The following is a 24710-nucleotide window of genomic DNA, read 5'->3' on the forward strand; positions in this document are numbered from 1 at the left end:
CGCGGGGTCATAAGTCAGGGATCAACTGCCGCGCGGCGTTGGACAGCACTGCGCGGCGCGCTAGCTCTGCCCCGACGGAGGTTCCCCATGCAGCAATTCTCACTTCTCGATCTGTCGCCCGTGCCCGAAGGCAAGACCGCAGCCGATGCGCTGGCGGGAACGGCCGATCTGGCCCGGATGGCCGAAGACGCGGGCTATCACCGCTTCTGGCTGGCCGAGCATCACAACATGCCCGGCATCGCGAGCGCCGCGACCTCGGTGCTGATCGGCCATGTCGCCTCGGTGACCAAGACGATGCGCGTCGGTGCGGGCGGCATCATGCTGCCCAACCACGCGCCGCTAGTGATCGCCGAGCAGTTCGGCACGCTGGCCACGCTTTATCCCGACCGGATCGACCTCGGTCTGGGCCGCGCGCCCGGCACCGATGGCGGCACCGCCCGCGCGCTGCGCCGCAACATGTCGCCCGAGGACACGTTCCCTGCGGACGTACAGGAGCTGCTCGCCTATTTCAGCGACGAGGCCGAGACTTTCCGGGTGCGCGCCATTCCGGGCGCAGGCACCCATGTCCCGATCTGGATCCTCGGCTCGAGCCTCTACGGCGCGCAGCTTGCCGCCTATCTCGGCCTGCCCTACGCCTTCGCGTCGCATTTCGCGCCCGACATGCTGGGCGACGCGCTCGACATCTATCGCCGGAGCTTCCGCCCGTCGGTCCATCTCGACAAGCCTTACGCGATGATGGCCGCAGGGGTCTTCGCCGCCGACACGGATGAGGAGGCGCAATATCTGCGCTCGTCTCAGGTGCTGGCCTTCGCGCGGCTGCGCTCGGGTATGCCAGGCAAGTTGCCGCACCCGACCGACGATCTGTCCGAAGTACCGCCGCAGATGATGGTTCAGGTGCAGCGCGCGCTGTCCTGCTCGGCCACGGGATCCAAGGACAAGGTGCGCGATGATCTGGCGCGCCTGATCGCGCAATACGAGCCCGACGAGCTGATGGTGACCGGGATGATCCACGACGCGGATGCGCGTCAGAAGTCCTTCAAGATCGCCGCCGAGGTCCTGAGCGAATTTCGCGAGCAACCCGCCGCGGCCTGAGGCACGGCGCGACACTCAGACATACAAAGAGGCGGCCCCGAAAGCCCGCCTCTTTTCGTTTCGATCCGTTTCGCTTCAGTGCCCGGTGATCGCCGGGAAGGCCACCAGCAGCCCCACCGCGAAGATCTGGATCGCGATGAAGGGCAGCAGCGAGCGGAAGATCTCGCCCAGAGAGATGTCCTTCGGGGCGACCGATTTCAGGTAGAACGCGGCTGGCCCGAAGGGCGGCGACAGGAAGCTCACCTGCATATTCATCGCGAAGACCACGCCGAACCAGACCGGGTCATAGCCGAGGTCTTTCACGATCGGCACGAAGATCGGCATCGTCAGAAGCGCGATCCCCACCCAATCGAGGAACATGCCGAGGAAGAACAGGATCGCCATCATCGTCAGGATCACGATGATCGGGGTGTCCGACACGCCTTTCAGCAGCGACGACACGAAATCGATCCCGCCCATCAGGTTGAACACGCCGACCAGAGCCGAGGCGCCGATGCCGATCCAGACGATCATCCCGCAGGTCGCGAGCGTCTGCAGCGCCGCCCCTTTGAGCATCGAGAGCGTCAGCTCGCCTCGGATGATCGTCGAGAGCATCACGCCCGCCACACCGAGCGCCGAGGCCTCAGTCACCGAGGCGATCCCGCCATAGATCGAGCCCAGCACGAAACCGATCACCAGCACAGGCAGGATCAGGCCTTTCAGCAGCTTGATCTTTTCGGACCACGGACGGTCGTCGGGCTCCGGCATGGGGGCCAGATCGGGGTTCAGCTTCACCCGGATGATCACGAAGATCACGTAGAAGGCCGCGAGCATGAAGCCCGGTATGAAGGCCGAGGTGAACAGGTCACCGATGGAGACGTTTGCGGTCAGGCCATAGATGATCAGAACGATCGACGGCGGCACCATCGTGCCCAGCGAGCCGCCCGCGCAGATCACGCCGATGGCGAGCTTGCGGTCATAACCCTGACGGATCATCTGTGGCAGGGCCAGAAGACCCAGCAGCACGATTTCGCCGCCGATGATACCCGACATTGCCGCGAGGATGACCGAGACGAAGATCGTCTGCACCGCCACCGCGCCGCGCATCCGGCCGCCAACGAGTTTCATCGCCTCGAACAGATCGCGCGCGATGCCCGATCGGTCCAGCAACGCCGCCATCATCACGAACATCGGCACCGAGACGAAGACGAAACTCGAGACGAAGGAATAGACGCGGCTGGTGATCAGCGGCACCGCCATCGGCCCGAACCAGCCAAGCGCGAAGATCAGCGCGACGAGCAGCGTCACGAAGGCCAGCGGCATGCCGGTCAGCAGAAGACCGATCAACAGCGCGAACAGTAGAACCGTCCCATAGCCGATACCCAGCGCAGAGAGGTCGAAACTCAGAAGATGTTCGATCATTTACCCGCCTCCGATGCGAAGGCGCCGCGCAGGTAGTTCACCGCCATGATGATGAATTGCACAACCATGAGGCAGAGCACCACGAGAAGGAAAATCTTGAGATAGGCCGGGAATGGCGGATCCCAGGCGCTGCCCGAGGTCTCGAAATGGACATCGCCACCGGGGCGGAAGGTCGCCTTCATCACCATGCCGTAGGCGGCCCAGGCGAAGAAGCCGGCCGCGAACAGGCAGATCAACGAGATGATCGCGTCGAGGATGCGCTTCGCCCGGCCGGTGACCATGTCGTAGATCAGCACCACGCGGATATGGCTGTTGCGCACGACGCAGTAGAGCCCGCCATAGACGAAGGCCATCGCGCAGAGGAAGATCGTCGTCTCATGCGCCCAGATCGTCGGGCTGTCGAAGCCGTAGCGCAGCACGACCTCGTTCAGGAGGATCAGCGCGGAGGCGATGATGCCGAGCGCGAAGACGATGCCCACCGCGTTGATCGCGCGGCCGAGGATGCCCGCTTCGGGGATGGTCGCCGCCTCGTCCTCGGTCTGCACCGGTTCCGGCGTGTGCGGATCATGTGCGGGGTGATCCACCCCGTTATTCTCGGGTTGTGACATTGCAAAAACCGCTGCTGTCAGAAAACTGGAAAAGATGCGGGGCCGCGATCGCAGCCCCGCACCGATAGGAGATCAGAGAAGGTTGTTCTTCTTCAGGTAGTCGGTCAGGACGTCATAGACGTGCAGCGCCTTGTCCGACTTCTTGGCAACCTTTTCCCACTGGGTGATCGCGATGCGGCGGAACTTGGCGCGCTCTTCATCCGACCAGTCGTGGATGTGGATCTTGCCGCCTTCTTCAGCCTTGGCCACGGCCTTCTTGTCGGCCGCTGCGAGGTCGCTGACTTCCTTGTCCGCGAATTGCTTCACCGACTCTTCGAAGGCTTTCTGCAGCTCGGGCGAGAGCGACTCCCATTCCTTCTTGTTCATCGCAACGCCCACGAGCGGCATCGAGTGGAAGCCCGGATAGACCGGGTTCGGCGCGATGTCGTTGAGGCCCTGCGCCTGGTTGGTCGAGAACACGGTGTAGTCGGCCGCGTCGATCACGCCCTTGTCGAGCGCGGTGTAGACTTCCGAACCCGGCAGGTTCACCGGAGCCGCGCCAGCCGCTGCGAAGACGTCCTGCACGAGACCTTCCGGCGCGCGCATCTTCAGACCCTTCAGGTCCGCCACGCCGTCGAGCGGCACTTTCGAGACGAGCGACTCGAGGCCCGTCGTGGTCGAGCCGACGTAGTGCAGGCCATAGGGCTGGAACAGGTCGTTCGCGAGTTGCTGTCCACCGCCATTGTTCATGAAGTCGAGAAGCTGATCGGTGCTCGACCATGCGCCGACCGGGTTACCCAGCAGCGAGAAGGCCGGGTCTTTCCCCGCGAAATAGGAGATGTCGGTGACGATGCCGTCGATGATGCCGGCGCCGGTGGCGTCGAGCGTCTCGTTATGCTCGACGACGGAGCCCACGGGCATCATCTCGACCTGAATCTGGTTGTCGGTGCGCTCCGCGAGGTCCTTCGCCCAGTTCTGCTGCAGTTCGAAGTTCGGGTTACCCGCCGGGTCCGAGCTCTGGAACTTGTACTTGTGGGTTTCGGCATTCGCGGCGCTGGCCAGCGCCACGACGGCGACGCTCGCGAGGGCGATTTTACGGATCGGTTTCGTCATGGTGTCCTCCCTTAAAAGACGAAATCAAACTTGAGGAGCCGTGAGGCCCCAGGCGTTCAATATCTGCGCACAAAGCGCCTCGGGCGCTTCGCGGATATCGCAGCTCAGCGGGGCCTCGTCGGGCCCCGGCATTTCCAGATCGGCCAGCTGACTGTCGAGCAGCGCGATCGGCATATAGTGGTTTTCGCGCGCAGCCATCCGCTCGGCGATCAGGTCGCGCGGCCCGGTGAGATGCGCGAGATGCATCACGCCGAGGCTCTGGCGCAGGCGATCCCGGTACGAGTGCTTGAGCGCCGAACAGGCGAAAACGACCGTCCTGCCGTCGCGCCCCGCCTCGATCACGCCCTTCGCCACGAGGTCGAGCCAGTCCCAGCGCATCTCGTCGTTGAGCGGCAGACCAGCAGCCATATGCGCGACATTCTCGGGCGGGTGAAAATCATCAGCATCAAGGAACACGCCGTCCACCGCTTGCGCCACGCGCTGCGCCACCGTCGTCTTGCCGGTGCCGCAAACGCCCATCACAAGGACCGGTGTCGCGTTTGCGCTGCTGCTGTTTACCATCTTGCCTTACCGGGTTCGCAGGTGTTTCTTGGACACAGAGGCGTAATGTAAGCGGTTACATTCGTCAATCTCCCTTTTAAAAAAGGGGTGCGGCCACGGGGAGGGGCAATGAATAAAAACAATGTAAACAAATCAGTTACGATGCGCGACGTCGCCGATCATGTCGGTGTAAGCGTTGCCACTGTTTCGCGCACCCTGCGCAATCCCGAGGTCGTCTCGCCGGCGGTGCGGGACAAAATCGCCGCCGCAATCGAATCGCTCGGCTACCTGCCGGACCCTGCGGCCCGCGCCCTCGCGTCGACACGGTCGGACATTATCGGGGTGATCCTGCCCTCGGTGTCGAACAACGTCTTTGCCGATGTGATGGACGGGATCTATTCCGCGGTCGAGGGCACGCATCATTCGGTGCAGCTTGGTTATTCGCGCTACGCGCCGCTGTCGGAAGAGAACCTGATCCGCGTCTTCCTGCGCCAGCGCCCCGCCGGGCTGATCGTGGCCGGGGTCGATCAGACCGAGGCCGCGCAGGCGCTGTTGCGCGAGGCGGGCTGCCCGGTGGTGCAGATCATGGAGACCGGCAGCAATCCCTATGACCGGATGATCGGGTTCTCGCATTACGACGCCGCCCGCGCCGCCACCGCGCATCTGATCGCGCAGGGCTATCGCCGCCCCGGCTTCTTGGGCGCGCGGATGGACCCGCGCACGCAGCGCCGCCTGCACGGCTTTCGCGACGAACTGCGCGCGCATGGCATCGAGGAAGGCAAGCGCATCCAGACGACCACTCGCCCCTCCTCTGTGACGCTGGGCAGTCATCTGCTCGCGCAATTGATGGATCTCGCCCCCGAGACCGACGCGATCTTCTGCATCAATGACGACCTCGCCCTTGGCGCGATGTTCGAAGCGCAGCGCCGCAACCTGCGCATTCCCGACGATCTGGGCATCTGCGGGTTCAACGACATGGAGATGATGGCTGCCGCGGAGCCCTCGATTTCCTCGGTGCGCACCTTCCGCCGCGAAATGGGCGAAGGCGCGGTGCAACTGATCCTAGATGCGCTATCGGGGAGTGCGGCGCAGGAAAAGGTCGTCGACCTCGGCTTCCAGGTCATGCAACGTCGATCCACGCGCGGGCACTAAGCGGGCTGAAGGCGCTGACCGCCGCGACCTCGGAATACGGAATGCTGTGGAGTTCGGTCGTTCTCCTCGCCCTCGTGGCGGTCGCGGCCTATCTCGGAATTGAGCGGGTCGAGCGCGTGGTGCTGCGCCGCTACGGGGCAGAGCAACGCGCCAGATAAGATCGGGAGAGACATGACATGACGCCAGCCGTTTTCGCCATTCCGGGGGATATCACGCAACTGACCGGCGGGTTCATCTACGAGCGCAAGCTGCTCGAGGCGCTGCGGGCCGAGGGTCGCCGCGTGGAGCATCTGGAACTGCCGCCCGGCTTTCCCGATGCGACGCCCGAGGAGACCAAGACCGCGCGACGTCAACTGACCGCCATTCCCGCGGATGTGCCGGTGATCCTCGACGGGTCGGTCTTCGGCTCGATCGACCCGGAGGTGCTCGACGCGATGTCAGCGCCCGTGGTGGCGATGCTGCACCATCCGCTGGGGCTCGAGACCGGGCTGACCGAGGACCGCGCGCAGCACTTGCTGACACGTGAGGCAGAGAACCTGCGCCGCGCTGCCCATGTCGTCGTGCCGAGCCCGCATACCAGCGCCATTTTGCAAAAGGAGTTCGGCGTCGCCCCTGAACGGATTTCGATCGCGCTTCCGGGCTTCGACCGTCCGCCGGTCGTTGAGGGCGCGAAACCGACCCCGCCGCTGATCCTCGCGGTCGGGCTATTGACGCCGCGCAAGGGCCATGACGTGCTGATCGACGCCTTGGCCGAGATCGCCGATCTGGACTGGCGCGCGCAGATCGTGGGCAGCGCCCACGACCCGGAGGTTGCCGATGCGCTCGCGGCGCGGATTGCACGGCTCGGGCTGAGCGAGCGCGTGCAGCTTGCCGGACGGATGGAGCGCGACGCTCTGAATGCAGCCTATAGCGAAGCCTCTATCTTTGCGCTTGCCACGCGCTACGAGGGCTACGGGATCGTCTTCGGCGAGGCGATGCTGCACGGGCTGCCTATCGTAACCTGCCGCACGGGCGCGGTGCCCGACACGGTGCCGCCCGATGCCGGGATCCTCGTGCCGGTGGATGCGCATCTCGACTTCGCCGAGGCGCTGCGACAGCTTCTCCAAGACGCAGATCTGCGGGAGCGAATGGGCGCGGCCTCGGCGGTGGCGGGCACCGCCCTGCCGGATTGGCGCGACACAGCGGCGATCATGGGGTCGGTGCTGGACAGCCTCTGAGCTGCACCGAAAATCGGGCGATTTCGCCTCTTACCTCCGGGCGCGCGAATTCACGGATCGCGCCTTCGGTTCCGACACGATTTTTTGCCCTATGTGATTGATCCGAAAAGGAACGTTGAGCGTGCGAGGCCGTTTCATTTTCGTAATTTCAAAAGGAGGCATCTCATGAAATCCAAGACCCGCACCCTCACCGCTGGTATCGCCGCAACCCTGATGGGCACCATGGCGCTCGCAGGCTCGCCCGCCAATGCGATGGACCACGCGAAAGGCGTCAAGCCGCGTCCGGATCTCGACAAGCACGTCGCTGCAGCACTGCAGCAATGCGCGAGCCTCCAGGAGACCTGCCAGCAGGTCGCGACCAATTCCGCAGCCGTTCTGGTCTTCCCCGAAGTGACCACGGTCGATCTCGGCATTGGCGGTTCGGGCGGCTCCGGCGCGCTGATCGAGAATGGCAAGGTTCAGGGCTATTACGACATCGGCAAGGCCTCGGTCGGCCTTCAGCTCGGCGCCAAACAGGCGAGCCAGATCTACGTCTTCCCGACCAAGAAATCGGTCAGTGAAGTCGAGAATGGCGGCGAATGGCATGTCGGCGCGGGCGCGGGCATCACCGTCGTCAATGCCAATGCGACCGCGAATGTCGAGACCGGCAAACCGCGCGTCTATGTCTTCGACAGCTCGGGCCTGAACGGCGGCGCGAAGGTCAGCACGCTGCGCATCTGGAAAGACGGCGACAACAGCTGATCGCAGGCGTCTTCCCCGTCTGGGGGAGGCCCGCGATGTGAAAGGCCCCGGGGTTCGCTTCACCCCCGGGGCCTTTTGTCTGTCCGGCGAAGTGGCTCGGCTCAGGCCTGGCGCGCGTCGCTGATCGCCTTGCGCAGCGTGTCGGCATCCACCGCGCCGGGATAGACGTCGCGCCCGACGATATAGGCGGGCGTGCCACGCAGCCCGATCGCCACCGCCTGCGCATCATTGCGCGACAGCAGCGCGTCGATCTCCTTGCGGTTGGCCTTGTAGCCCGCCATCGCTTTCTCCGGGTCGACTCCGGCTTCGGAGAGCGTCTTCTCGATCAGGTCGTTCGAGAGCTTTCCTTGTGTCGCCATCAGCGCCTCGAGACCCGCTTCGTATTTGCCCATGCTCTGCGCGCCCAGCACGAGTTGCGAGGCGTAGACGGACGGCGCGCCGAAGATCGGCCAGTCCTTCATCACGACGCGCAGATTGCCGTCTTCCTTCGTCACCTTTTCGACCACCGGGTGGTTCGATTTGCAGTAGGGACACTGGTAGTCGAAATACTCGACCAGCGTGATGTCGCCATCCGGGTTACCGAGCGCGGGCGCTTTGGGGTCGTGGAACACGGCTTCGGGCGAAATGTCGGCCTGCGCGAGGCTCGCCGTCGGCAGGATCAGCGTGGAGCCCGCCGCGACGCCTGCGAGGGTGAGGAAATTCCGGCGATCGATCATGTGTCGTCTCCTGTGGTTTGGGGGAAATCTTCGGGGGAGTAGGGAACGGGCGGCAGCGGCTGGCCCGGCGGCACGGTGCCCTTGCCGCTTTCCGCGCGGGTCAGCACCACGACATCGGTGCCGGAACGCACGCGATCGGCCAGATCGATGATGTCCTGATTGAACAGCCGGATGCAGCCTGCCGAGGTCGCCTTGCCGATTGAACTGTCATCCATCGTTCCATGAATGCGGTAGAACGTATCCTTGTTCCCGCGGTGAATGTAGAGCGCCCGCGCACCCAAGGGATTGTCCAACCCGCCGTCGAGCCCATTCTTGACCGGCCCGTAAAGCTCGGGGTCTTCCTTGATCATGCTTTGCGTCGGCGTCCAGCTTGGCCAGTCGCGCTGGTAGGGGATACGCCCCTCGCCGGAAAAGCCGCGCCCGTCCTCGCCCACGGCGACCGTGTAGCGCAGCGCGCGGTTGTTCTTCTGCACGAGGTAGAGCTTGCGCGCCCAGGGATCGACGATGATGGTGCCGGGCGGCTCGTCGGTCCAGTAATCGACCTCCTGACGGGCTTTCTCTTCGCTCAGCAGTTTCGGGTCCACCGCCGGGATCGTGCGGCCGTCATCCTCCATCTGGCTGTAGATCGCCTTCACGCGCGCGCTCAACTGCGGCGCTTGCGGCGCGGGTTGCGGGGCCGGGCTGGGCGGCTCGGGCGCGCAGGCCGCGAGGGCGATCAGCGCGAGAGGGGCGAAGCGGGTGAGGGTCATTGAGCGATCTCCGAAAGCGAGGTCGTGAGTTTCGGCGCGGTCACATCCCCGATCAGCCGGGTGCCCTGCGCCTCCGAATGGTCGGGGCTGAGGAAGATCAGCGTCGGCGGGCCGATCACGCCCAACTGCTTGAGAAGCGCCTGCTGCGGTGCGCCGGTTTTGGTCACATCGACCGCGATGGGCGTGACGTGGCGCAGCGCGGCCTGCACCTGCGGGTCGGGGATCACCTCGCGCGCAATGGTGGCGCATTCGGTGCACCACTCGGCCGTGGTGATGAGCATCACCGGCTCGCCTTTCGCTGCGTTCAGTGCGGCATCGAGCGCCTCAGGCGTCTCGACATGGGTGAAGTCATCCTCCGTCAGCACGTCAGACGTGGAGGCCATGACGGTCTGGCCTGCCGTGAAGGGCGCGAGGGGTCGCAGCGGATCGGCAGCCCCGCTCGCCGCACCGACACCCTCGATCGCACCGGCCAGCAGCGCCGCAACGCCAAGCGCGCCGCCCACACGGCGCAGGCCCGAGCTTTCCGGTCCCAACCGGTCGCGACCGCCCAAGGCCACGCCCGCGCCGATCAGCAGCAGCGCCCAGAGCGCGAGGATCGCAGGTCCCGCGACGACGCGGCTCAAGAGCCAGATCGCGACGCCAAGGAAGACGAAGCCGAAGGCGCGGTTCACGCCGACCATCCATTCGCCCATGCGCGGCAGGATCGCCGAGCCGAAAAGACCGACGGCCATCAGCAACACGCCCTGCCCCAGCCCCAGCGCAAACAGCGCCGAAGCTCCGAGCCCCGCATCGCCCGTCTGCGCGATATAGAGGAAGGCCCCTGCCAACGGGGCCGTCACACACGGCCCGACGATCAGCGTCGAAGTGAAGCCGAGGATCGCCGCCCCCGCCAGCGTGCCGCGCGGCCCCTGCACGGAGCTCACCTTGTTGGTCAGCGCCTGCGGCAGACGCAGCTCGAACAGGCCGAAGGAGGACAGCGCGAGGACGGCGAACAGCAGGGCCAGCGCGATCACCGTTGCAGGCGCCTGCATCAGGAATTGCAGGTTCTGCCCCGACCACGCCGCCACGATGCCGAGAAGCCCGAAGGCCACGGCCATCGCCAGCACATAGGTCCCGGTCAGCGCCAATCCGCGCGCGGGCGTCAGGTCTTTGCCTTGCGCGCCAAGCATCCCGGCGACGATCGGCACCATCGGCAGCACGCAAGGCGTGAAAGCCAGAAGCAGACCGAAGCCGAAGAAGGACGCCACGACCAGAGCCCAACCGCCCTTCGCCGCGATCCCCGCGACGAGACCGTCATCGGAAGAGAGGTTCAGGCGGTTTCCGTCGCCCTTGGAGGCGGCTACGGGAGGCGTGGGAGTATCAGCCTCGGAAGTCGCGGTAGGCTCGGACGGCGCGGCGCTCTGCGCATAATCCGGCACTCCGGTGGCTTGGTTCGATTGCGCCGCGCCGGATGCAGACGCAGTCGCAGCCCCGCCCGGCGGCACGATCTCGCGGCTTTGGGGCGGGTAGCAGAGACCCTTTTCCTCGCAGCCCTGCCAGTGCAGCGTGAACGGGCCGGTGATGTCGCTCACCACGGCCTCGGTGTGATCGTGCCAGACCTCGACCGTGCCGAAATTCGGATCGTCCTTCATCTCGCCCGGCTGCGTCTCGATCACCGGCGCGTCGCCGCCCTCGGCGCTCACCGTCAGATGGTCGCGATAGAGGTAATAGCCCGGCGCGATGTAGAAGGAGACCGCAAGCGTCCCGTCATCCTGCCACGCGGTCTCGACCTGAAACGCCTCTTCCGGTGACAGCGGACCGCTGCCCCCCTTGGGCTTCAGAAGATCGAAGCTTTGCGCCGCAGCGAGGCCGGGCAGTAGCAATGAGACCAGAAACACGCCCCAGAGGGCGCGCAGCGATAGACGGGAAAGAGCCTTTGCGTTCATGTTGGCCGGATCGCGGGCGAAGCTTAAGTCAGTCTTAAGATTCGTGCGGTGTATCCGCCGCGAAGGAGAAAAGATGCGCATACTCGTCGTCGAAGATGACAGCATATTGGCGGACGGCCTGCGGGTCGGGCTCGGCATGGAGGGGTTCACCGCCGATGTCGTGTCCTGCCTCGAAGATGCCCGCGCCGCGCTGGCCGGGGCGGAGTATCGCGCGCTCGTGCTGGATTTGATGCTGCCCGATGGCTCCGGCCTCGAACTGCTACGCGAATTGCGCGCGGGCCGCGCCGGGCTGCCGGTCCTGCTACTGACCGCGCGCGATCAGGTCGAGGACCGGGTCGCAGGATTGGATGCAGGCGCGGACGATTATCTCGGGAAGCCTTTCGACCTGGACGAGCTGGCCGCGCGGCTGCGCGCCCTTTCACGCCGGTCGGATGGGCGGGCCGCGGCGCAGATTTCCCATGCCGGGCTGGAGCTCGACCCCGGCACCCGCAGCGCGGCCTTCAACGGCCAGCCGCTGAAACTCTCGCGCCGCGAATTCGCGGTGTTGCAGGCGCTGGCCGAACGCCCCGGACGGGTGCTCGCGAAATCGGACCTCGAAGACCGGCTCTACGGCTGGGACGAGGAGGTCGAGAGCAACGCCGTCGAAGTCCATATCCACCACCTGCGCGCCAAACTCGGGCGCGATTTCATCGAAACCCTGCGTGGCATCGGCTACCGGCTGCGCCCAGAGGAGACCTCGCCATCTCGCTCCGCCTCCGCCTCTTCCTGATCCTCACGGGTGCGACTCTGGCCGTCTGGCTGTCCGCCGTGTTCTGGATCGAGAATTCCACCCGCGACGAGGTGACGCGAGTGCTCGACGCACGTCTAGTGGAGGCCGCGCGCATGGTCTCGTCGCTGGTGTCGAAGAACCAGATCTCGCTGAATCGGGACGGTCCCGCACAGATCACGCTGTCGCATGACGAGAGTTACGAGCATCAGCAATTCTGCCAGATCTGGTCTTTCACCCAAGGGCTCGTCGGGCGCTCGAACGGGGCGCCGAGCGCGCAGCTGGTGCCCGCCGATGCGACCGGCTTCCGCGATGTGACACGCGACGGCAAGGACCTGCGGGTCTACACGATCATCGATCCCGATCTGGGCGGGCAGGTCACGGTGGGCGACAGTCTCGCGATGCGCAACCGGCTTGTGCGCGATGTGATAGAAGGGTTCCTCTGGCCCGCGCTGGTGATCCTGCCGGTGATGTGGGGGCTGATCTGGTTTGCGATCTCGCGCGGTCTGGCGCCGCTCGACCGCTTCGCCCGCGATCTGGACGCGCGGCCCAGCGAGGATCTGCGCGCCCTGCCAGGCACCGCGCGACAACCCCGCGAGATCCGCCCGCTCGCCGGTGCGCTCGACGACCTTCTGGCACGTCTGGCGGCCGCGCGCGGGCGCGAACGGGAATTCATCGCCTATGCCGCGCATGAGATGAAAACGCCGCTCGCCGGGTTGAAAACGCAGGCCCATATCGCGCGCCACGCGCCCGATACCGATACGCGCGAACACGCGCTCGCCGCGATCTCGACCTCGGTGGACCGGACCGATCGGATGGTGCGCCAACTTCTCGATCTGGCGCAGGTGGACAGTCGCGAGGCGCGTGCCACGTCGGTGGAGCTGAACGGGCTTCTGCGGCAGGTGCTTGGCGATCTGGCGGGGCTGGCCACGCGGCGCGGCGTGACGCTGGAACTCGATAGCGCGCCGGACGCGCCGACGGTAGAAGGCGACCCGCTGCTTCTATCGCTCGCCCTGCGCAACCTGATCGAGAACGCGGTGCAGGCGAGCCCGGACGGCGAGGCGATCAAGGTCAGCGTGACCACCTCCGGCAATACGCTCCTCGTCGACATTCACGACCACGGACCGGGCCTGCCGCCCGAGATCGCGCAGCAGGCGGGGCAGAAATTCGTCAAGGGCAAGGGCGCGGATGCGAATGGCTCGGGCCTCGGCCTTTCAATCGCGCACGACGCGCTCACCCGTCTGGGCGGTACGCTCAGCTTCGAGATGCGCCCGGACGGGCATCATACCCGGGTCGATCTGCCTGCTGCGTGAGGCGCGGCGTCAGGCCCTGCGCCGCGTCCGCATCACAGCCCAACCGATCAGCGCCAGTACCAGAAGCACCGCCACGGCGATCGCCGCCCAAGCCAACTGCGCGGCGTTCGCGATGATCCAGCTGACCTGCTGCTTGCCGCTCAGGATAGTGGCGACGCTGCCCTTGGTCACCTCGCCGTCGACACCTCCGAAATTGGTGCGCACATAGCTCGCGACCGAAGCGATCTGCGCGTCGCTCATCGTGCGCTGGAACCCCGGCATGGCGACGTGGCGCGCATCGCCCGGCATGTTGATCCCATGCGCGATCACCTGCACGACATTTGCCGCATTCGCCGCGCGCACGTCGGAGATCTCGGACAGCGGTGGCGCGGCGGTCCCCTGCCCATTCATCCCGTGGCAGGTCGCACAAGCACCTTGATAGAGCGTCGCCCCGTCTGTCGTGTCGTGGCCGACCACGGATTGCCAATCGCCGTTGGGCACCTCGAGCGCGGCAAGGTCGAGCGTCGCCTGACCGTCGGGTCCGCTGGCCTCGGGCTGCGTGTCGACCGGCTTCACAGCCTCCAGGTATTTCGCAATCGCCGTGAGGTCGTCGCTCGACAACTTCGAGGTGGAGCGCGAGACCACGAGCCCCATCTCGCCGCCCGCGACGGCGTGCGCATTTCGGCCCTTGCTGAGATAGGCCACGATATCGGCCTCGCTCCAGTCGCCCAGACCGCCTTTGTCAGACGGCGTGAGGTTCGGCGCATACCAACCGTTCAGCATCCCCCCGGCGAGGTGTTTGCTGGTATCCTCCTGCATCAGCGTCCCGCGCGGGCTGTGGCAGGAGGAGCAATGCTCCAGCGTCTCCACCAGATAGCGCCCGCGCTGAAGCTGATCGCCCGCGACATCCACCGCGCCGGGCGGATGGCCCTTGTCGAGGAACAGCGTGTTCCAGCCCATCATCGCCGGACGCACGAAGGGAAAGCCCAGATCGGTCTCGGGCACCTCGTTCTCGACGGGTTTGACCTGCTTGAAATAGGCCCAGAGCGCTTTCACATCGGCATCGGTCAGGCCGGTGTAATGGGTGTAAGGCATCGCGGGATAAAGCCACGTGTCGGACTTGCCGCGACGCAGGGCGCCTTCGAATTCGGTCTCGGTCATGTCGCCGATCCCGGTCTTCTGGTCGGGCGTGATGTTGGGCGCATAGATCGCGCCGATAGGGCTTTCGATCTTCTCGCCGCCCGAGAAATTCTCCGCGTGACAGGAGGAGCAATCCCCCGCGATGGCGAGGTATTTGCCGCGCTTCACGAGCTCGCCTGCCGAAGCATCGGAGCCCGATTGCGCATTCGCCGCAAGCGGGGAGATCGCGGCGAAGGCGGCGGTGGCCAGGATCAGAACACGCATCTCAAAGCTCCTTCGCGATGGTCTGGCCCGCACGGATCGCAAGCGCCATGCCGGTCAGCGTCGGGTTCACCCCGCCCGCCGTCGGCATCACGCCGGTCGTCACAAGGAACAGGTTCTCGTGGTCGAAACAGCGCAGATCGGCGTCGCAGACCGCCTCTTCGGCCTTGCTGCCCATGACTGTCGTGCCCATCACGTGCTGCTGGCAAATAAACTTCTCGGGCGCGGAGACACGGGTGCCGCCAGTCGCCTGCAAAAAGCGCGCGTAATCCTCCATCAGCCGCGGCAGGTTCGCCTTGGTGTAATCCGAGAGCTTGTAGGTCAGTTTGATGCCGGGCAGGCCCACGGCGTCTTTCCACGAGGGATTCACCTCGATCCGGTTCGCGGGATCGGGAAGGTCTTCGGTCAGCGCCTCGGCGGTGAAGACGCGGGCCGAGTGGTCGCGAATTTTCGCGTCGAGCTCGGGGCCGAGCGTGCCATCCTTCAACAGCCCCTGCGCGATGCCTTTCTCGGGTGGCGCATTGAGCAGGTCGTAGCGCGTCGATGGCACCTTGTCCCGGTCGGGCAAAGCTCGGCGCTGCATGATCGCACCGTGAATATTCTGGCCGCGCCCCGTCCAATAGGGCTCGGGCGAAAGCCATGTCATGTCGATCGTCGGGTGGATCATCAACCGCCGCCCGACCATGTCGGAGCTGTTCGCGAGATCGTTCATCAACAAGAGCTTCGGCGTCTCGTAGCCATGCGCGGCGATCACGAACATCTTCGCGGTCAGTCGCGTGCGGTCGCCTTCGGGGTTGATATAGGACAGCGCCGTGATCTTGCCCTTGTCGCCGGTCTCGATCTTGTCGACGATGGCCTGCGTGCGGATCTCGACGCCAAGATCGCGGATCTTCTGGACCACGTGATAGCCAGAATGTTTCGCACCGATCGGGCAGTTCCAGTTGCAGATATTGTTGCCGATACAGGCAGGCCGGTTGTCGTAGGGCTGCGACAGCCGTGACGAGGGCGCAATATCGACACGAAAGCCCATCGACGCCACCTGCTGCTGCAACCTCTGGGTCGCATAGGGTTTCGCCTCGGGCGGCAGCGGATAGGGTTTCGAGCGCGGCGGGTAGGTCTCGCCCTTGCCCAGACCGCTCTCGTCGAAGCCTTTCTGCCCGTTCACGCCGATCTCGTATTCGGCCTGCGTGTAGAACGGCTCCAGATCGTCGTAGCTGATCGGCCAGTCCTCGGCGATGCCATAGGTCGAGTGCATCGCCATGTCCTCGGGCAAGAGCCGCCACGTCGCCGCCGTCCAGTGCCGCGACGTACCGCCCAACACCCGCAGCGTGCCGGGAAACACCTCCAGCCCGCCGGTCAGATGCGGATCGACATAGCCGGGCGTGAAGCTGTTGGGCGCATAGGGCACATCGCCGAAGGGGTCGTTGAAGTTGTTCTTGCGCGGCGAGTTGCGCCAGTTCTCGGTGACTTTCCAGTCGGGAATGTCGGGGCCTGCCTCCAGCACGATCACCGAATGGCCCGCCTGTGCGATCTGCTGCGCGGCCAGACCGCCGAGCGAGCCCGACCCGACCACGATCACGTCAGCATCGAAATCAGCCATTACTGTGCCTCCTGCTGGGAGTCGGAATTGGATGCGGGGTTGGGCGAGCCACTGGCGCCTGCCTTCGCGCCGGAGCCGCCTCCGCTGTCCGCGCCTTGCGCTTTGCGGGCGGCGTCGACGCTGTCGACCTCGCCCTTGGCATAGGCCAGCCATGCCGCATCGGGATCTTGCAGCTCGTAGCTGGATTTCGGCTGGTACTCCCAGCTCGTGGCCTCCTCGGGCAGGTCCGAGGCATCCACACCTTTGGGCACCTCCTGCCACCAGCCCGCCCCGCCGGAGGGGTAAGTCTGCAGGGGCACGATGTCACTCACCTTCGTCAGCGCCTGCGCCTCGAGGAAGGTCGCGAATTCGGCGTCGTCTTTCAAAATGCGCGCCGAGGGCGAGCCGGTGAATCCGAGATACCACGGCTTCGCGATGCTCAGCGCGAGCGTGGTCTGCTCGTCGCTCAGCCCGTCGATCGCGGCGGCGCGGTCCTTGCCGTCGAACGCTTTTGCGAGCCCGTCCAGCTTGCTGGCAAAACCTGCATCGTCCTTGCTCAGCAGCTTTTCGATCCGCGCGGCGGTTTCCTTCGAGAGGCTGTCATTGCCGCAGATCGCGCGGCTCACGGAAAGAAAGGCATCGCTGGGCGCGGTGCTATCGGCGGCGCGGGCGAAACCGGGTGTCAAACTTGCAAGTGGCACGGTGCCTGCCAAGGCGATCAGGAAACGTCTGCGGTCGAGGCTCATGGCATCCTCCTCCCGGGGCTAAAAACGGAGCGTAAGCAACAGCCATGCGCAGCGACCCTCAATCCCCGCGCAATCGCGCGGATGGAGCGGTCGGATCGTGGCTGCCTTCGTCATAATCGTGACGCTTTCACGCATTCGGGGTGGCGTAGGTTGACGGTAGGGCCGCAGTCGGGGCCAGCAACCGCCCGCTACCGCACGTTATCGTCAAGGAACAAAGGCCGCGGGATGCGCGTTCGATAAGCCCTCACGTTTTCTCGCAAACGAACGCGGCCGCGTCTGAAATCGGCCCGGTCACCGGGATGTGCACGCCACGCCCGGAACCCCGCGAAGGCACGTCGCATTCGGCCAGCAACACCCTCACGAACAGGAGCAGAGCATGGCAAAAATCGCATTTCTAGGCATGGGCGCGATGGGCTCGCGGATGGCGCGGACCCTTCTGGATGCGGGCCACGATCTGATCGTCTGGAACCGGACGCCCGAGCGCTGCGCGCCGCTCGTCGAGGCCGGGGCCACGCAGGCCGACACCCCCCGCGACGCAGCAGCACAGGCCGAGTTCACGATCTCGATGCTGCGCGACACCGAGGTCTCGCGCGAGGTCTGGTGCGACCCGGAAACCGGCGCTTTCGCCGGGCTGCCCGAGGATGCCATCGCGATCGAAAGCTCGACTATCACGCCAGAGGGGGCCGCGGAGCTTGGCAGCTACGCCACCGCGCAGCAGCGACGCTTTCTCGAAGCGCCGGTCTCCGGCACGCTGCCGCAGGCGGAGAACGGTGTGCTGGTCTATTTCCTCGGCGGCCAGGCCGAGACAGCAGGCCGTGTGCATGACGTGCTGGACCCGCTGGCCAAGGCGCAGCACCATGTCGGCACTTGGGGCATGGGCGCGCGGATGAAACTCGCCACGAATGCGATGCTGGGCGTTCAGGTCGCCGCTTGGGCGGAGATCATTCCGATGCTGGAGCGCGGCGGCATGGATGTCGATCTTGCGCTGGAGGCGCTGTCTTCCACCCCGATCTGGACGCCGAACGCGCCCTATATCACCGGCACGATGCAGCGCTCGGATTTCACGCCGCAATTCCCGGTCGACCTGATCTCGAAAGACTTCCGCTATGCCATCGCCGAGGGCGGCGAAGCGCGGATGCCGATGACCGAGGCCGCAAAACGTCTCTTTGCGCGGGCAAGCGAGGCCGGTCATGGCGCTGAGAACATGACCGGCGTCGTGCAGGTGAACCGCGACTGAGGCGCCCTCAGCCTGCCGATTGCGGGATCAGGATGCGGTCGAAGAAATCCGCGACCGCGTCCACCGCATCGAGCGGCAATACCTGCGCGACATATTGATCGGGCCGCAGCACCAGCAAGGCGCCCTGCGCCCGGTCGATGCCGCGCAGATCGAAAATGTCGGGACCGGGGACGGCGGGGCAGAAGGCTTTCTCGTAATCGACCAGCCCGTAACGCCCCTTCTTGGGACGCAGGAGCGCGGGCAGCGCCTCGATGCGCATCTCGCGATGGGGCGTCTGGAAGACCGCGCGCAGGTCGACGACGCTGTCGATATCCGCGCCCTCGGGCGTGAAGCGGTGAAGTAGTCCCTCCGGCCCATCGAGCCGGTCGCATAGCTGCGCGATCGCCCCACCCGTCTCGCCTGTGTCGCCCGTCGGCGCAAACGCCAGAAGCCGCCAGCGCCCGTCCGCCTTGAACGCATGGCCCAGCTGCACCGGCTTCGCATCCGCCAAACGCACCACCGGAGCGGAGTGGAAGCGCTTGCCCACGACCTGCCCGGCGGCCAGCGCCTGATGCGCGGCGTCGCCGATCAGGAGCCCCGGCGCGTATTGCGTCTCGACCCCGGCGGTATAGCGCCCGTGTTTCTGGAAATAGGCCTGAAACTGCGCCTCTTCCTCCTTAGTCTGCGGCTTCGCGCTGAACAGCCGCGCCATGTCGCGGTCGAAGTCGATCAGTTCCTGCGCCTTGGCCTGCCGCTCCGCCGAATAGGTCCGCAACAGCTCTGGCCGCGCCTGTCCGCGCAGCACGGCAGCCAGTTTCCAGCCGAGGTTGAACGTGTCGGCCATCGAGACGTTCATACCCTGCCCCGCCTTCGGGCTATGGGTGTGGCAGGCGTCGCCCGCGATGAAGATGCGCGGCTCGGTCACGCCGTCGCCGCCCCCGTCGCTGTCGTCGAACCCGTCGCAGACACGCTGGCCGATCTCATAGGCCGACCACCATGCGACCTCCTTCACATCGAGACTGTAGGGGGAGAGGATCGCCTGCGCTTTCTCGATCAGCATCTCGGCGCTGACATTGCGATCCGCGGCGCGCTCGTCGCCATGCAGCGCGTCGAGCTCGATATAGAGCCGCACCAGATAGCCGCCTTCGCGCGGGATGATCAGGATGCTGCCCTCGGTTGCCGACTGGATCGCCGCCTTGAGCCGGATATCGGGGAAGTCGGTGACCGGCAGCACATCCATCACGCCCCAAAGCTGGCGCGCGGATTCGCCGTGCAATTCGTGCCCGATAGATTTGCGCACCGTGCTGCGCGCCCCGTCGCAGCCGACGACATAGCGCGCGCGGATCGTCTCAGTCTCGCCCGGCGCATCGAGGCAGTCGAATATCGCGACGAGCGGATAATCGGGGTCGTCGGCGCGGGTGAGCGTGGTCAGCGCGCGATCGTAATCCGGGGTCAGACGGCGTGCACCGTTTTGCATCTTCTCGAGGTAGAAATCATGGACCCGCGCCTGATTGAGGATGACATGCGGCATCTCTGAGAGGTCATCGGCCACGTCCTGAATCCGGTCGGCCCGCTGCAGCCCCTCGCCTTGCACGCCGGGCCGCCAGAAGGCGACCTCATTCACCCAATAGCCTTCCTTCATCACCTTCTCGGCGAAGCCGAAAGCCTCGAACATCTCGACCGAGCGGCAGGCGATGCCGTCCGCCTGCCCGACTTCGAGCGGGCCGGATTTGCGCTCGGTGATGCGCACGGAAATCTCGGGGAAGGCTGCAAGCTGCGCCGCAAGGGTCAGCCCCGCCGGGCCGCATCCGACGATCAGCACATCGACCTTGTCGAGCGTCTCCCCCGCCTGCGGATGACGCGGCGCGATGGCCGGATCGCCGGTAGTGAACCCGTTCAGATGAAACTGCATAGCGCGCCCTCCCAATTGATATGCATACTTATCATTAGCGGAAAGGCTGGCGTCACGTCAATATGGTAAGTATACATACCGAATAGAACCCCAAACCGGAGCGCCCTCGATGAAACGCGATCTCGAAACCCTGCCCGGCCACCTGATCCGACGTCTCAATCAGCGCTCGACGGCGGTGTTTCAGAAGCGGATCAAGCACGCCCCGGTGGAACTGACCTCGGTGCAATTCGCGGCGCTCGACGCTCTGTCGCGTGAGCCGGGAATGGATCAGGCGCAGCTGGCCGCGCGCATCGCCTATGACCGCGCGACGATCGGCGACGTGGTGAAGCGGCTGGTGCAGAAGGGGCTGGTGGCGCGGGCCGTCAGCGAGACGGATCGGCGCGCCCGCAGCCTGCATCTGACGCCGGAAGGGACCGCGGCACTGGAGGGTGCGCGGCCCGTAGTGACGCGGCTGCAGGCGGAGATTCTGGAAGGGTTGAGCGAGGAAGAGGCCGCGCAGTTCATTGCGCTTGCCCGCAAGGCGGTCGCCCCGCAGGACTGAAAAAGGGAGGCGGATCGCGCCGCCTCCCCCAATTCTTTCCGTCCGGACGAGCTCAGCCCTTCTTCAGGTCGAGCTTGTCCATCGGCATCGAACGCACGCGCTGCCCGGTCAGCGCCGAGACCGCATTGGCGATCGCCGGCGGCACGGCGGGCAGCGGCGGCTCGCCCACGCCGCCCATCTTCGCGCCGCTCTCGATCACCTTCGCATGGATGCGCGGCGCCCGCGCCCCACCGAGGATCGGGTAGTAGTCGAAGTTGCGCGCGGTCGGCTCGCCGTTCTTGTAGGCGACCTCTTCGATCAGCGCCTCGGAGGTGCCGAGCGTGGCCGCCCCCATGATCTGCGCCTTGATGATCGACGGGTTCACGATGCTGCCCGGGTCGAGCACGTCCCAGATGTCATGCACGACGATCTGGCCGTCCTGTATCGAGACCTCGGCAATCGCCGCCGCCTCGCTGCCGAAGGGCGACGCCATCGCGACACCGCGGGCGCGGCGGGTGCCGTCCTCGGCGTCGAAGGGGCCACGCTTCCAGCCGCCCGAGAGATCGCCCACGGCTTTGAGCAGATTAGTCAGACGCTCATTCCCTTCGAGCAGCTTCATGCGCAGCTCATAGGGGTCCTGACCGCCCGCATCGGCCATCTCATCGAGGAAGGCTTCATAGAAGAAGTCGTTCATCGAATGGCCGACCGAACGCCAATAGGCGAGCGAGGTCGGGTTCTCGACAAAGTTCTGCGCAATGCGGCGGTTCGGGATCGCGTAGCTCTTGCCGGTCAGCCCTTCGACGGCCATCGCATCGACCTTGTCAGGGTTGTGGCCGTTGAGCGCCTCGGTCGGACCTTCGCAGGCGGAGATCGCCTCGAGCGCCACCGGCATGCCGTTCTCGTCCAGCGCGCCACGGAAACGCACCGCCGCCATCGGGCGCATCGGGTCGCGCAGGAATTCCTGCTCGCGCGTCCAGATCACCTTGATCGGCTTGCCGACCTCTTTCGCAAGCTGAACCGCCTGCGGGAAGGGGTTGGCCGAGGGGTACAGGAAATGCCGGCCGAAGAAACCACCGAGCATCGGCGAGTTGACCTTCACCTGCTCGGGCTTGATGCCAGCCGCATCCGCGATCTGGGCCTGGAACTGCTCGGGCGCCTGATTGGGCAGCCAGATGTCGAGCGAACCATCCTCGTTGAACCGCGCCAGCGTCGAGGCAGGCTCGATCTGGGCGTGGTGCAGGTATTGGCTCTGATAGGTCGCATCGACCGTCTTGGCCGCGCCGTCGAAGCCCGACGTGATGTCGCCCTCGTTCTCGGCCTCGGTGCCGTCGCCTTTGGTGTTGGCCAGTTGCTTTGCGAACTCCTCGGTCGAGAAATCGGCGGGCATGTAGCGGATCTTGGACTTCTCGTCCTCGCTCGGCTCCTGCCAGTCGACCTTGGCGGCTTCGACCGCCGTTTTCGCATCCCAGAAGCGCTCGGCCACGACAGCCACCGCCCCGTCGAGCTTGTGCACCGACATGACTCCGGCCATGCCCTTCACCTCTTCGAGATTGCTGATGTCGCCGGGCTTGAGACCCAGACGCGGGGCGTGCTGGACGGCGGCGTGCAGCATTCCGTCGACCTTGGCATCCATCGCATACATCGCCTTGCCGGTCGATTTCTCATAGACGTCGACGCGCTTCACGGGCTCGCCGATCCACTTGAAGTCTTTCGGGTCTTTCAGAGTCACGGAGTCGGGGCTCGGCACCTCCTGGTCGAGCGCGTCGCCCGCCAGCTCGCCATAGCCCAGCGACTTGCCGGAGGCCTTGTGGACCACCTTGCCCGGCTCGGTCGACAGGTCAGACACCGGCGCGTCGAGCTTCTTCGCCGCCGCTTCCAGCATCATCTGACGCGCCGCCGCACCGAGCTTGCGCATGGTGTCGTAGCTGGTGCGCACCGACATCGAGCCGCCGGTGATCCGCATCTTGCCGTAGACCACGAGGTAATCGCTGCCCGCGGGCGCGTTCTCGACGATGAAGCTCTCGGGGGCCACGTCCATTTCCTCGCCCACGATCTGCGCCATCGCGGTGAAGACACCTTGGCCGCCCTCGTTGAACGGGCTCAGCAGGCGGACCTTGCCGTCTTTGCGCAGCTCGAGGAAGGCCGGGACGTTCGAGCCGGGCGGCATGTCCTTCGCAGCGGCGGCGGCTGCCTTGTTCGGCGCGACGCTAAGGCCGAAGCCCAGCACGAGCGAGCCTGCGGTGATACCGGCCGAGGCCAGCAGGAAGCGGCGGCGCGAGACGTTCTCGGGCGCGCCGGTCGGATAGCCGGGATCGGAGATTTTGGGATCGTGGTCGTTCATTGCGCATCCCCCGCTTTCTCTGCATCGGTGCCGGCAATCGAGGCGATCGTGTCGTTGATCGCGTTATAGGTGCCGCAGCGGCACAGGTTGGTCATAGCTGCCGTGATGTCATCTTCGGTGGGCTTGTCGTTCGACTTCAGCAGCGAGGTCGCCGCCATCACCTGACCCGACTGGCAATAGCCGCATTGCGGCACTTCCTTGTCGACCCAGGCTTCGACGACACGCTTGCCGACGGGGTCGTTCTCGATCTCTTCGATGGTGGTGACTTCGCTGTCGCCGACGGCGCTGACGGGCAGGACACAGCTGCGCTGAACCGTGCCGTCAAGCAGCACCGAACAGGCGCCGCATTGTGCGATCCCGCAGCCGAATTTCGTGCCGGTCATGCCGAGCTCGTCGCGGATCACCCAAAGGAGCGGGGTATCCGGGCCGGACTGCACGTCGACGGACTTGCCGTTGATTTTCAATTTCATGAATTCCTCCTCGCCGTTTCATCGGTGAGCGCTCGCGCGGCGCTGGTTGGCCGCTCTCCACCTAGGGCACGAGTGGCGCGAGGCACTAAATTTTCGTGAAAACTTCGCGAGAAGATGGAACCGCCGGGGGTGCCGGCGCGTCAGCGCGGCGGGGCGTCCTGCCCTCGTGTCGATCCCGTGAAGGCAGGGAAACCGCGCGCCGCGCCGATGGTCTTTGGCAGGCCTGCGCTCAGCCGCGCCAGGTGCGGACCGGGCCGCAATCGACATGCACGAAATGCTCGCTCGGATAGTAGCCCACACCGCCGCCACGGATGCGCAGAGCCACTTTGTGCAGCGTGCTGGTCGAGACATGCGGATGCGTCAGATCGAGCGCCTCGCCCCGCATGTGGTAGCTATGCGTCGCGCCATGCACGAGACGGTTCGTCTTGGGCGTGCGATAGCCCGACACCAGCATCAGCGGCGTGCTCTGCTCGAGCATGTTCTGCATGTTGTAGGCGATGTTGACCGTGCGGTTGTCGATCTTCACCTCTTTTTCCTGACGCCAATCGCGGGCGATCCGGTAGAACTCGCGCATCGCGTCGTCGTCATACTGCCCCTTCGCGAAATAGACCGCGTCGAAATTCTCGTTGGTATGCGGATTGTGGAAGCGCAGGCGGCGCTCGTCCGTCTGGCCTGCCTGTGCCGGGGTGACGATGTAGGGGGTTGCGAGGGCGCCCGCCGCGCCCAGGAGAAACTCGCGACGGAGCAGTCCTGTTGCCTTTGCCATGATTGTTGTCCCTTCGAATGCGTGTCGAAGGGCGCAAATTCGAAATTTCGGGGACGAACAAAAGGGCCGCACTGGGTTCCATCGATGGAACCGGCAGCCAAATGCCGAGAGCTTAGCAGGGAGTTGCCGACAGACGCCCTCACCTCAAGGTCATCTGACCGGATGTTACCTCTTGAAACCCGCGCAGCCCTTGCAGGTCACGCGGGCGCGAGGAAGCGCGAGGACAGCCTCACACGCGGGAGAGGCCGGTTTTTGGCTTCCGGACACGTCACCGCACCTGAAACCACCACCCGATTCGCCCCGTGGAGACTTGGACCCCACGAAGACGCAGCAGCTTCGCGGCGCGCCTTTCGGTCACCTGTAAGTCTCGTCCAACGCCGAATGTCGACATGGGTTCCCGAAAAAATCGGCGCGCGTGTGGGATTGGTCGCAACCGCAAGCGGGGAACAGCGCGCAGCCGTGGACGTT

22 protein-coding genes are annotated in these 24710 nt (G+C 65.3%); 8 read left to right on the forward strand and 14 right to left on the reverse strand.

Annotation, left to right across the window (positions count from 1 at the left end; genetic code table 11):
- The first annotated feature begins 87 nt into the window (after nt 1–87).
- Entirely contained in the window at nt 88–1092 is a 1005-nt protein-coding gene (locus BMI87_RS03895) for an LLM class flavin-dependent oxidoreductase (protein ID WP_078519824.1), read from the forward strand.
- A gap of 75 nt (nt 1093–1167) precedes the next feature.
- Here BMI87_RS03895 and BMI87_RS03900 read toward each other — a convergent pair whose 3' ends face one another.
- The 4 genes from BMI87_RS03900 to BMI87_RS03915 all read right to left on the reverse strand — a co-directional run bounded on the left by BMI87_RS03900 (nt 1168) and on the right by BMI87_RS03915 (nt 4754).
- Nucleotides 1168–2493 (reverse strand): TRAP transporter large permease subunit, encoded by a 1326-nt coding sequence (locus tag BMI87_RS03900; protein ID WP_078519825.1) that lies wholly within the window; start codon nt 2491–2493, stop codon nt 1168–1170.
- A complete protein-coding gene (locus BMI87_RS03905; protein WP_078519826.1) occupies nt 2490–3101 on the reverse strand; it encodes a TRAP transporter small permease subunit in 612 nt (203 codons plus the stop codon). The genes BMI87_RS03900 and BMI87_RS03905 overlap by 4 nt, the downstream gene beginning before the upstream one ends.
- Before the next feature lie 72 nt (nt 3102–3173).
- Nucleotides 3174–4193 carry a TRAP transporter substrate-binding protein gene (locus BMI87_RS03910; protein WP_078519827.1) on the reverse strand — a complete coding sequence of 340 codons (1020 nt, stop codon included), beginning with the start codon at nt 4191–4193 and terminating at the stop codon, nt 3174–3176.
- A 24-nt stretch (nt 4194–4217) separates the two neighbouring features.
- On the reverse strand, nt 4218–4754 hold the full coding sequence (locus BMI87_RS03915; protein ID WP_210402126.1) for a gluconokinase: 537 nt from the start codon (nt 4752–4754) through the stop codon (nt 4218–4220).
- A gap of 108 nt (nt 4755–4862) precedes the next feature.
- On the opposite strand from BMI87_RS03915, the gene BMI87_RS03920 reads away from it, so the two are divergent.
- From BMI87_RS03920 to BMI87_RS03930, 3 genes are all read left to right on the forward strand, one after another.
- Nucleotides 4863–5885, forward strand: a complete 1023-nt coding sequence (locus BMI87_RS03920; protein ID WP_078519828.1) for a LacI family DNA-binding transcriptional regulator — start codon at nt 4863–4865, stop codon at nt 5883–5885.
- A 176-nt stretch (nt 5886–6061) separates the two neighbouring features.
- Nucleotides 6062–7102 carry a glycosyltransferase family 4 protein gene (locus BMI87_RS03925; protein ID WP_078519829.1) on the forward strand — a complete coding sequence of 347 codons (1041 nt, stop codon included), beginning with the start codon at nt 6062–6064 and terminating at the stop codon, nt 7100–7102.
- A 165-nt stretch (nt 7103–7267) separates the two neighbouring features.
- On the forward strand, nt 7268–7843 hold the full coding sequence (locus BMI87_RS03930; RefSeq protein ID WP_078519830.1) for a YSC84-related protein: 576 nt from the start codon (nt 7268–7270) through the stop codon (nt 7841–7843).
- Nucleotides 7844–7944: 101 nt separating this feature from the next.
- Here BMI87_RS03930 and BMI87_RS03935 read toward each other — a convergent pair whose 3' ends face one another.
- The 3 genes from BMI87_RS03935 to dsbD are packed head-to-tail and all read right to left on the reverse strand — an operon-like array spanning nt 7945 to nt 11233.
- Nucleotides 7945–8559, reverse strand: coding sequence for a DsbA family protein (locus BMI87_RS03935; RefSeq protein ID WP_078519831.1), 615 nt, complete (start codon nt 8557–8559; stop codon nt 7945–7947).
- The gene (locus BMI87_RS03940; RefSeq protein ID WP_078519832.1) at nt 8556–9308 is read right to left on the reverse strand and encodes a L,D-transpeptidase; all 753 of its coding nucleotides are present in this window, start codon (nt 9306–9308) and stop codon (nt 8556–8558) included. Before BMI87_RS03940 ends, BMI87_RS03935 begins: the two co-directional genes overlap by 4 nt.
- Nucleotides 9305–11233 (reverse strand): protein-disulfide reductase DsbD, encoded by a 1929-nt coding sequence (dsbD, locus tag BMI87_RS03945; protein WP_078519833.1) that lies wholly within the window; start codon nt 11231–11233, stop codon nt 9305–9307. Before dsbD ends, BMI87_RS03940 begins: the two co-directional genes overlap by 4 nt.
- 73 nt (nt 11234–11306) lie before the next feature.
- Between dsbD and BMI87_RS03950 the strand changes: the two genes are divergently transcribed.
- Both BMI87_RS03950 and BMI87_RS03955 read left to right on the forward strand, forming a co-directional pair.
- Nucleotides 11307–12002, forward strand: coding sequence for a response regulator transcription factor (locus BMI87_RS03950; RefSeq protein WP_078519834.1), 696 nt, complete (start codon nt 11307–11309; stop codon nt 12000–12002).
- Nucleotides 12003–12019: 17 nt separating this feature from the next.
- Nucleotides 12020–13312 carry an ATP-binding protein gene (locus BMI87_RS03955; protein ID WP_371326875.1) on the forward strand — a complete coding sequence of 431 codons (1293 nt, stop codon included), beginning with the start codon at nt 12020–12022 and terminating at the stop codon, nt 13310–13312.
- Between the two features lie 9 nt (nt 13313–13321).
- On the opposite strand, the gene BMI87_RS03960 is transcribed toward BMI87_RS03955, so the two are convergent.
- From BMI87_RS03960 to BMI87_RS03970, 3 genes are read right to left on the reverse strand one after another with little or no spacing between them, the layout of a single operon-like run.
- Nucleotides 13322–14695 carry a cytochrome c gene (locus BMI87_RS03960; RefSeq protein ID WP_078519836.1) on the reverse strand — a complete coding sequence of 458 codons (1374 nt, stop codon included), beginning with the start codon at nt 14693–14695 and terminating at the stop codon, nt 13322–13324.
- 1 nt (nt 14696) lies between these two features.
- Nucleotides 14697–16292: a GMC family oxidoreductase gene (locus BMI87_RS03965; RefSeq protein ID WP_078519837.1), complete on the reverse strand. Its 1596-nt coding sequence runs from the start codon at nt 16290–16292 to the stop codon at nt 14697–14699.
- Nucleotides 16292–17017, reverse strand: a complete 726-nt coding sequence (locus BMI87_RS03970) for a sugar dehydrogenase complex small subunit (RefSeq protein WP_078519838.1) — start codon at nt 17015–17017, stop codon at nt 16292–16294. Before BMI87_RS03970 ends, BMI87_RS03965 begins: the two co-directional genes overlap by 1 nt.
- A 376-nt stretch (nt 17018–17393) precedes the next feature.
- Between BMI87_RS03970 and BMI87_RS03975 the strand changes: the two genes are divergently transcribed.
- Nucleotides 17394–18254 (forward strand): NAD(P)-dependent oxidoreductase, encoded by an 861-nt coding sequence (locus BMI87_RS03975; protein WP_078519839.1) that lies wholly within the window; start codon nt 17394–17396, stop codon nt 18252–18254.
- Between the two features lie 7 nt (nt 18255–18261).
- Here BMI87_RS03975 and BMI87_RS03980 read toward each other — a convergent pair whose 3' ends face one another.
- Entirely contained in the window at nt 18262–20145 is a 1884-nt protein-coding gene (locus BMI87_RS03980; RefSeq protein ID WP_078519840.1) for an FAD-dependent monooxygenase, read from the reverse strand.
- Nucleotides 20146–20254: 109 nt separating this feature from the next.
- On the opposite strand from BMI87_RS03980, the gene BMI87_RS03985 reads away from it, so the two are divergent.
- A complete protein-coding gene (locus BMI87_RS03985) occupies nt 20255–20686 on the forward strand; it encodes a MarR family winged helix-turn-helix transcriptional regulator (protein WP_078519841.1) in 432 nt (143 codons plus the stop codon).
- 52 nt (nt 20687–20738) lie between these two features.
- Here BMI87_RS03985 and BMI87_RS03990 read toward each other — a convergent pair whose 3' ends face one another.
- The 3 genes from BMI87_RS03990 to BMI87_RS04000 all read right to left on the reverse strand — a co-directional run bounded on the left by BMI87_RS03990 (nt 20739) and on the right by BMI87_RS04000 (nt 24242).
- Nucleotides 20739–23006: a molybdopterin cofactor-binding domain-containing protein gene (locus BMI87_RS03990; protein ID WP_078519842.1), complete on the reverse strand. Its 2268-nt coding sequence runs from the start codon at nt 23004–23006 to the stop codon at nt 20739–20741.
- Nucleotides 23003–23476, reverse strand: coding sequence for a (2Fe-2S)-binding protein (locus BMI87_RS03995; protein WP_078519843.1), 474 nt, complete (start codon nt 23474–23476; stop codon nt 23003–23005). Before BMI87_RS03995 ends, BMI87_RS03990 begins: the two co-directional genes overlap by 4 nt.
- A gap of 229 nt (nt 23477–23705) precedes the next feature.
- Nucleotides 23706–24242, reverse strand: a complete 537-nt coding sequence (locus BMI87_RS04000; RefSeq protein WP_078519844.1) for a DUF882 domain-containing protein — start codon at nt 24240–24242, stop codon at nt 23706–23708.
- Nucleotides 24243–24710: the final 468 nt, after the last annotated feature.

Origin of the sequence: Thioclava sp. F28-4 (assembly GCF_002020045.1) — a bacterium.
Classification (GTDB): domain Bacteria; phylum Pseudomonadota; class Alphaproteobacteria; order Rhodobacterales; family Rhodobacteraceae; genus Thioclava; species Thioclava sediminum.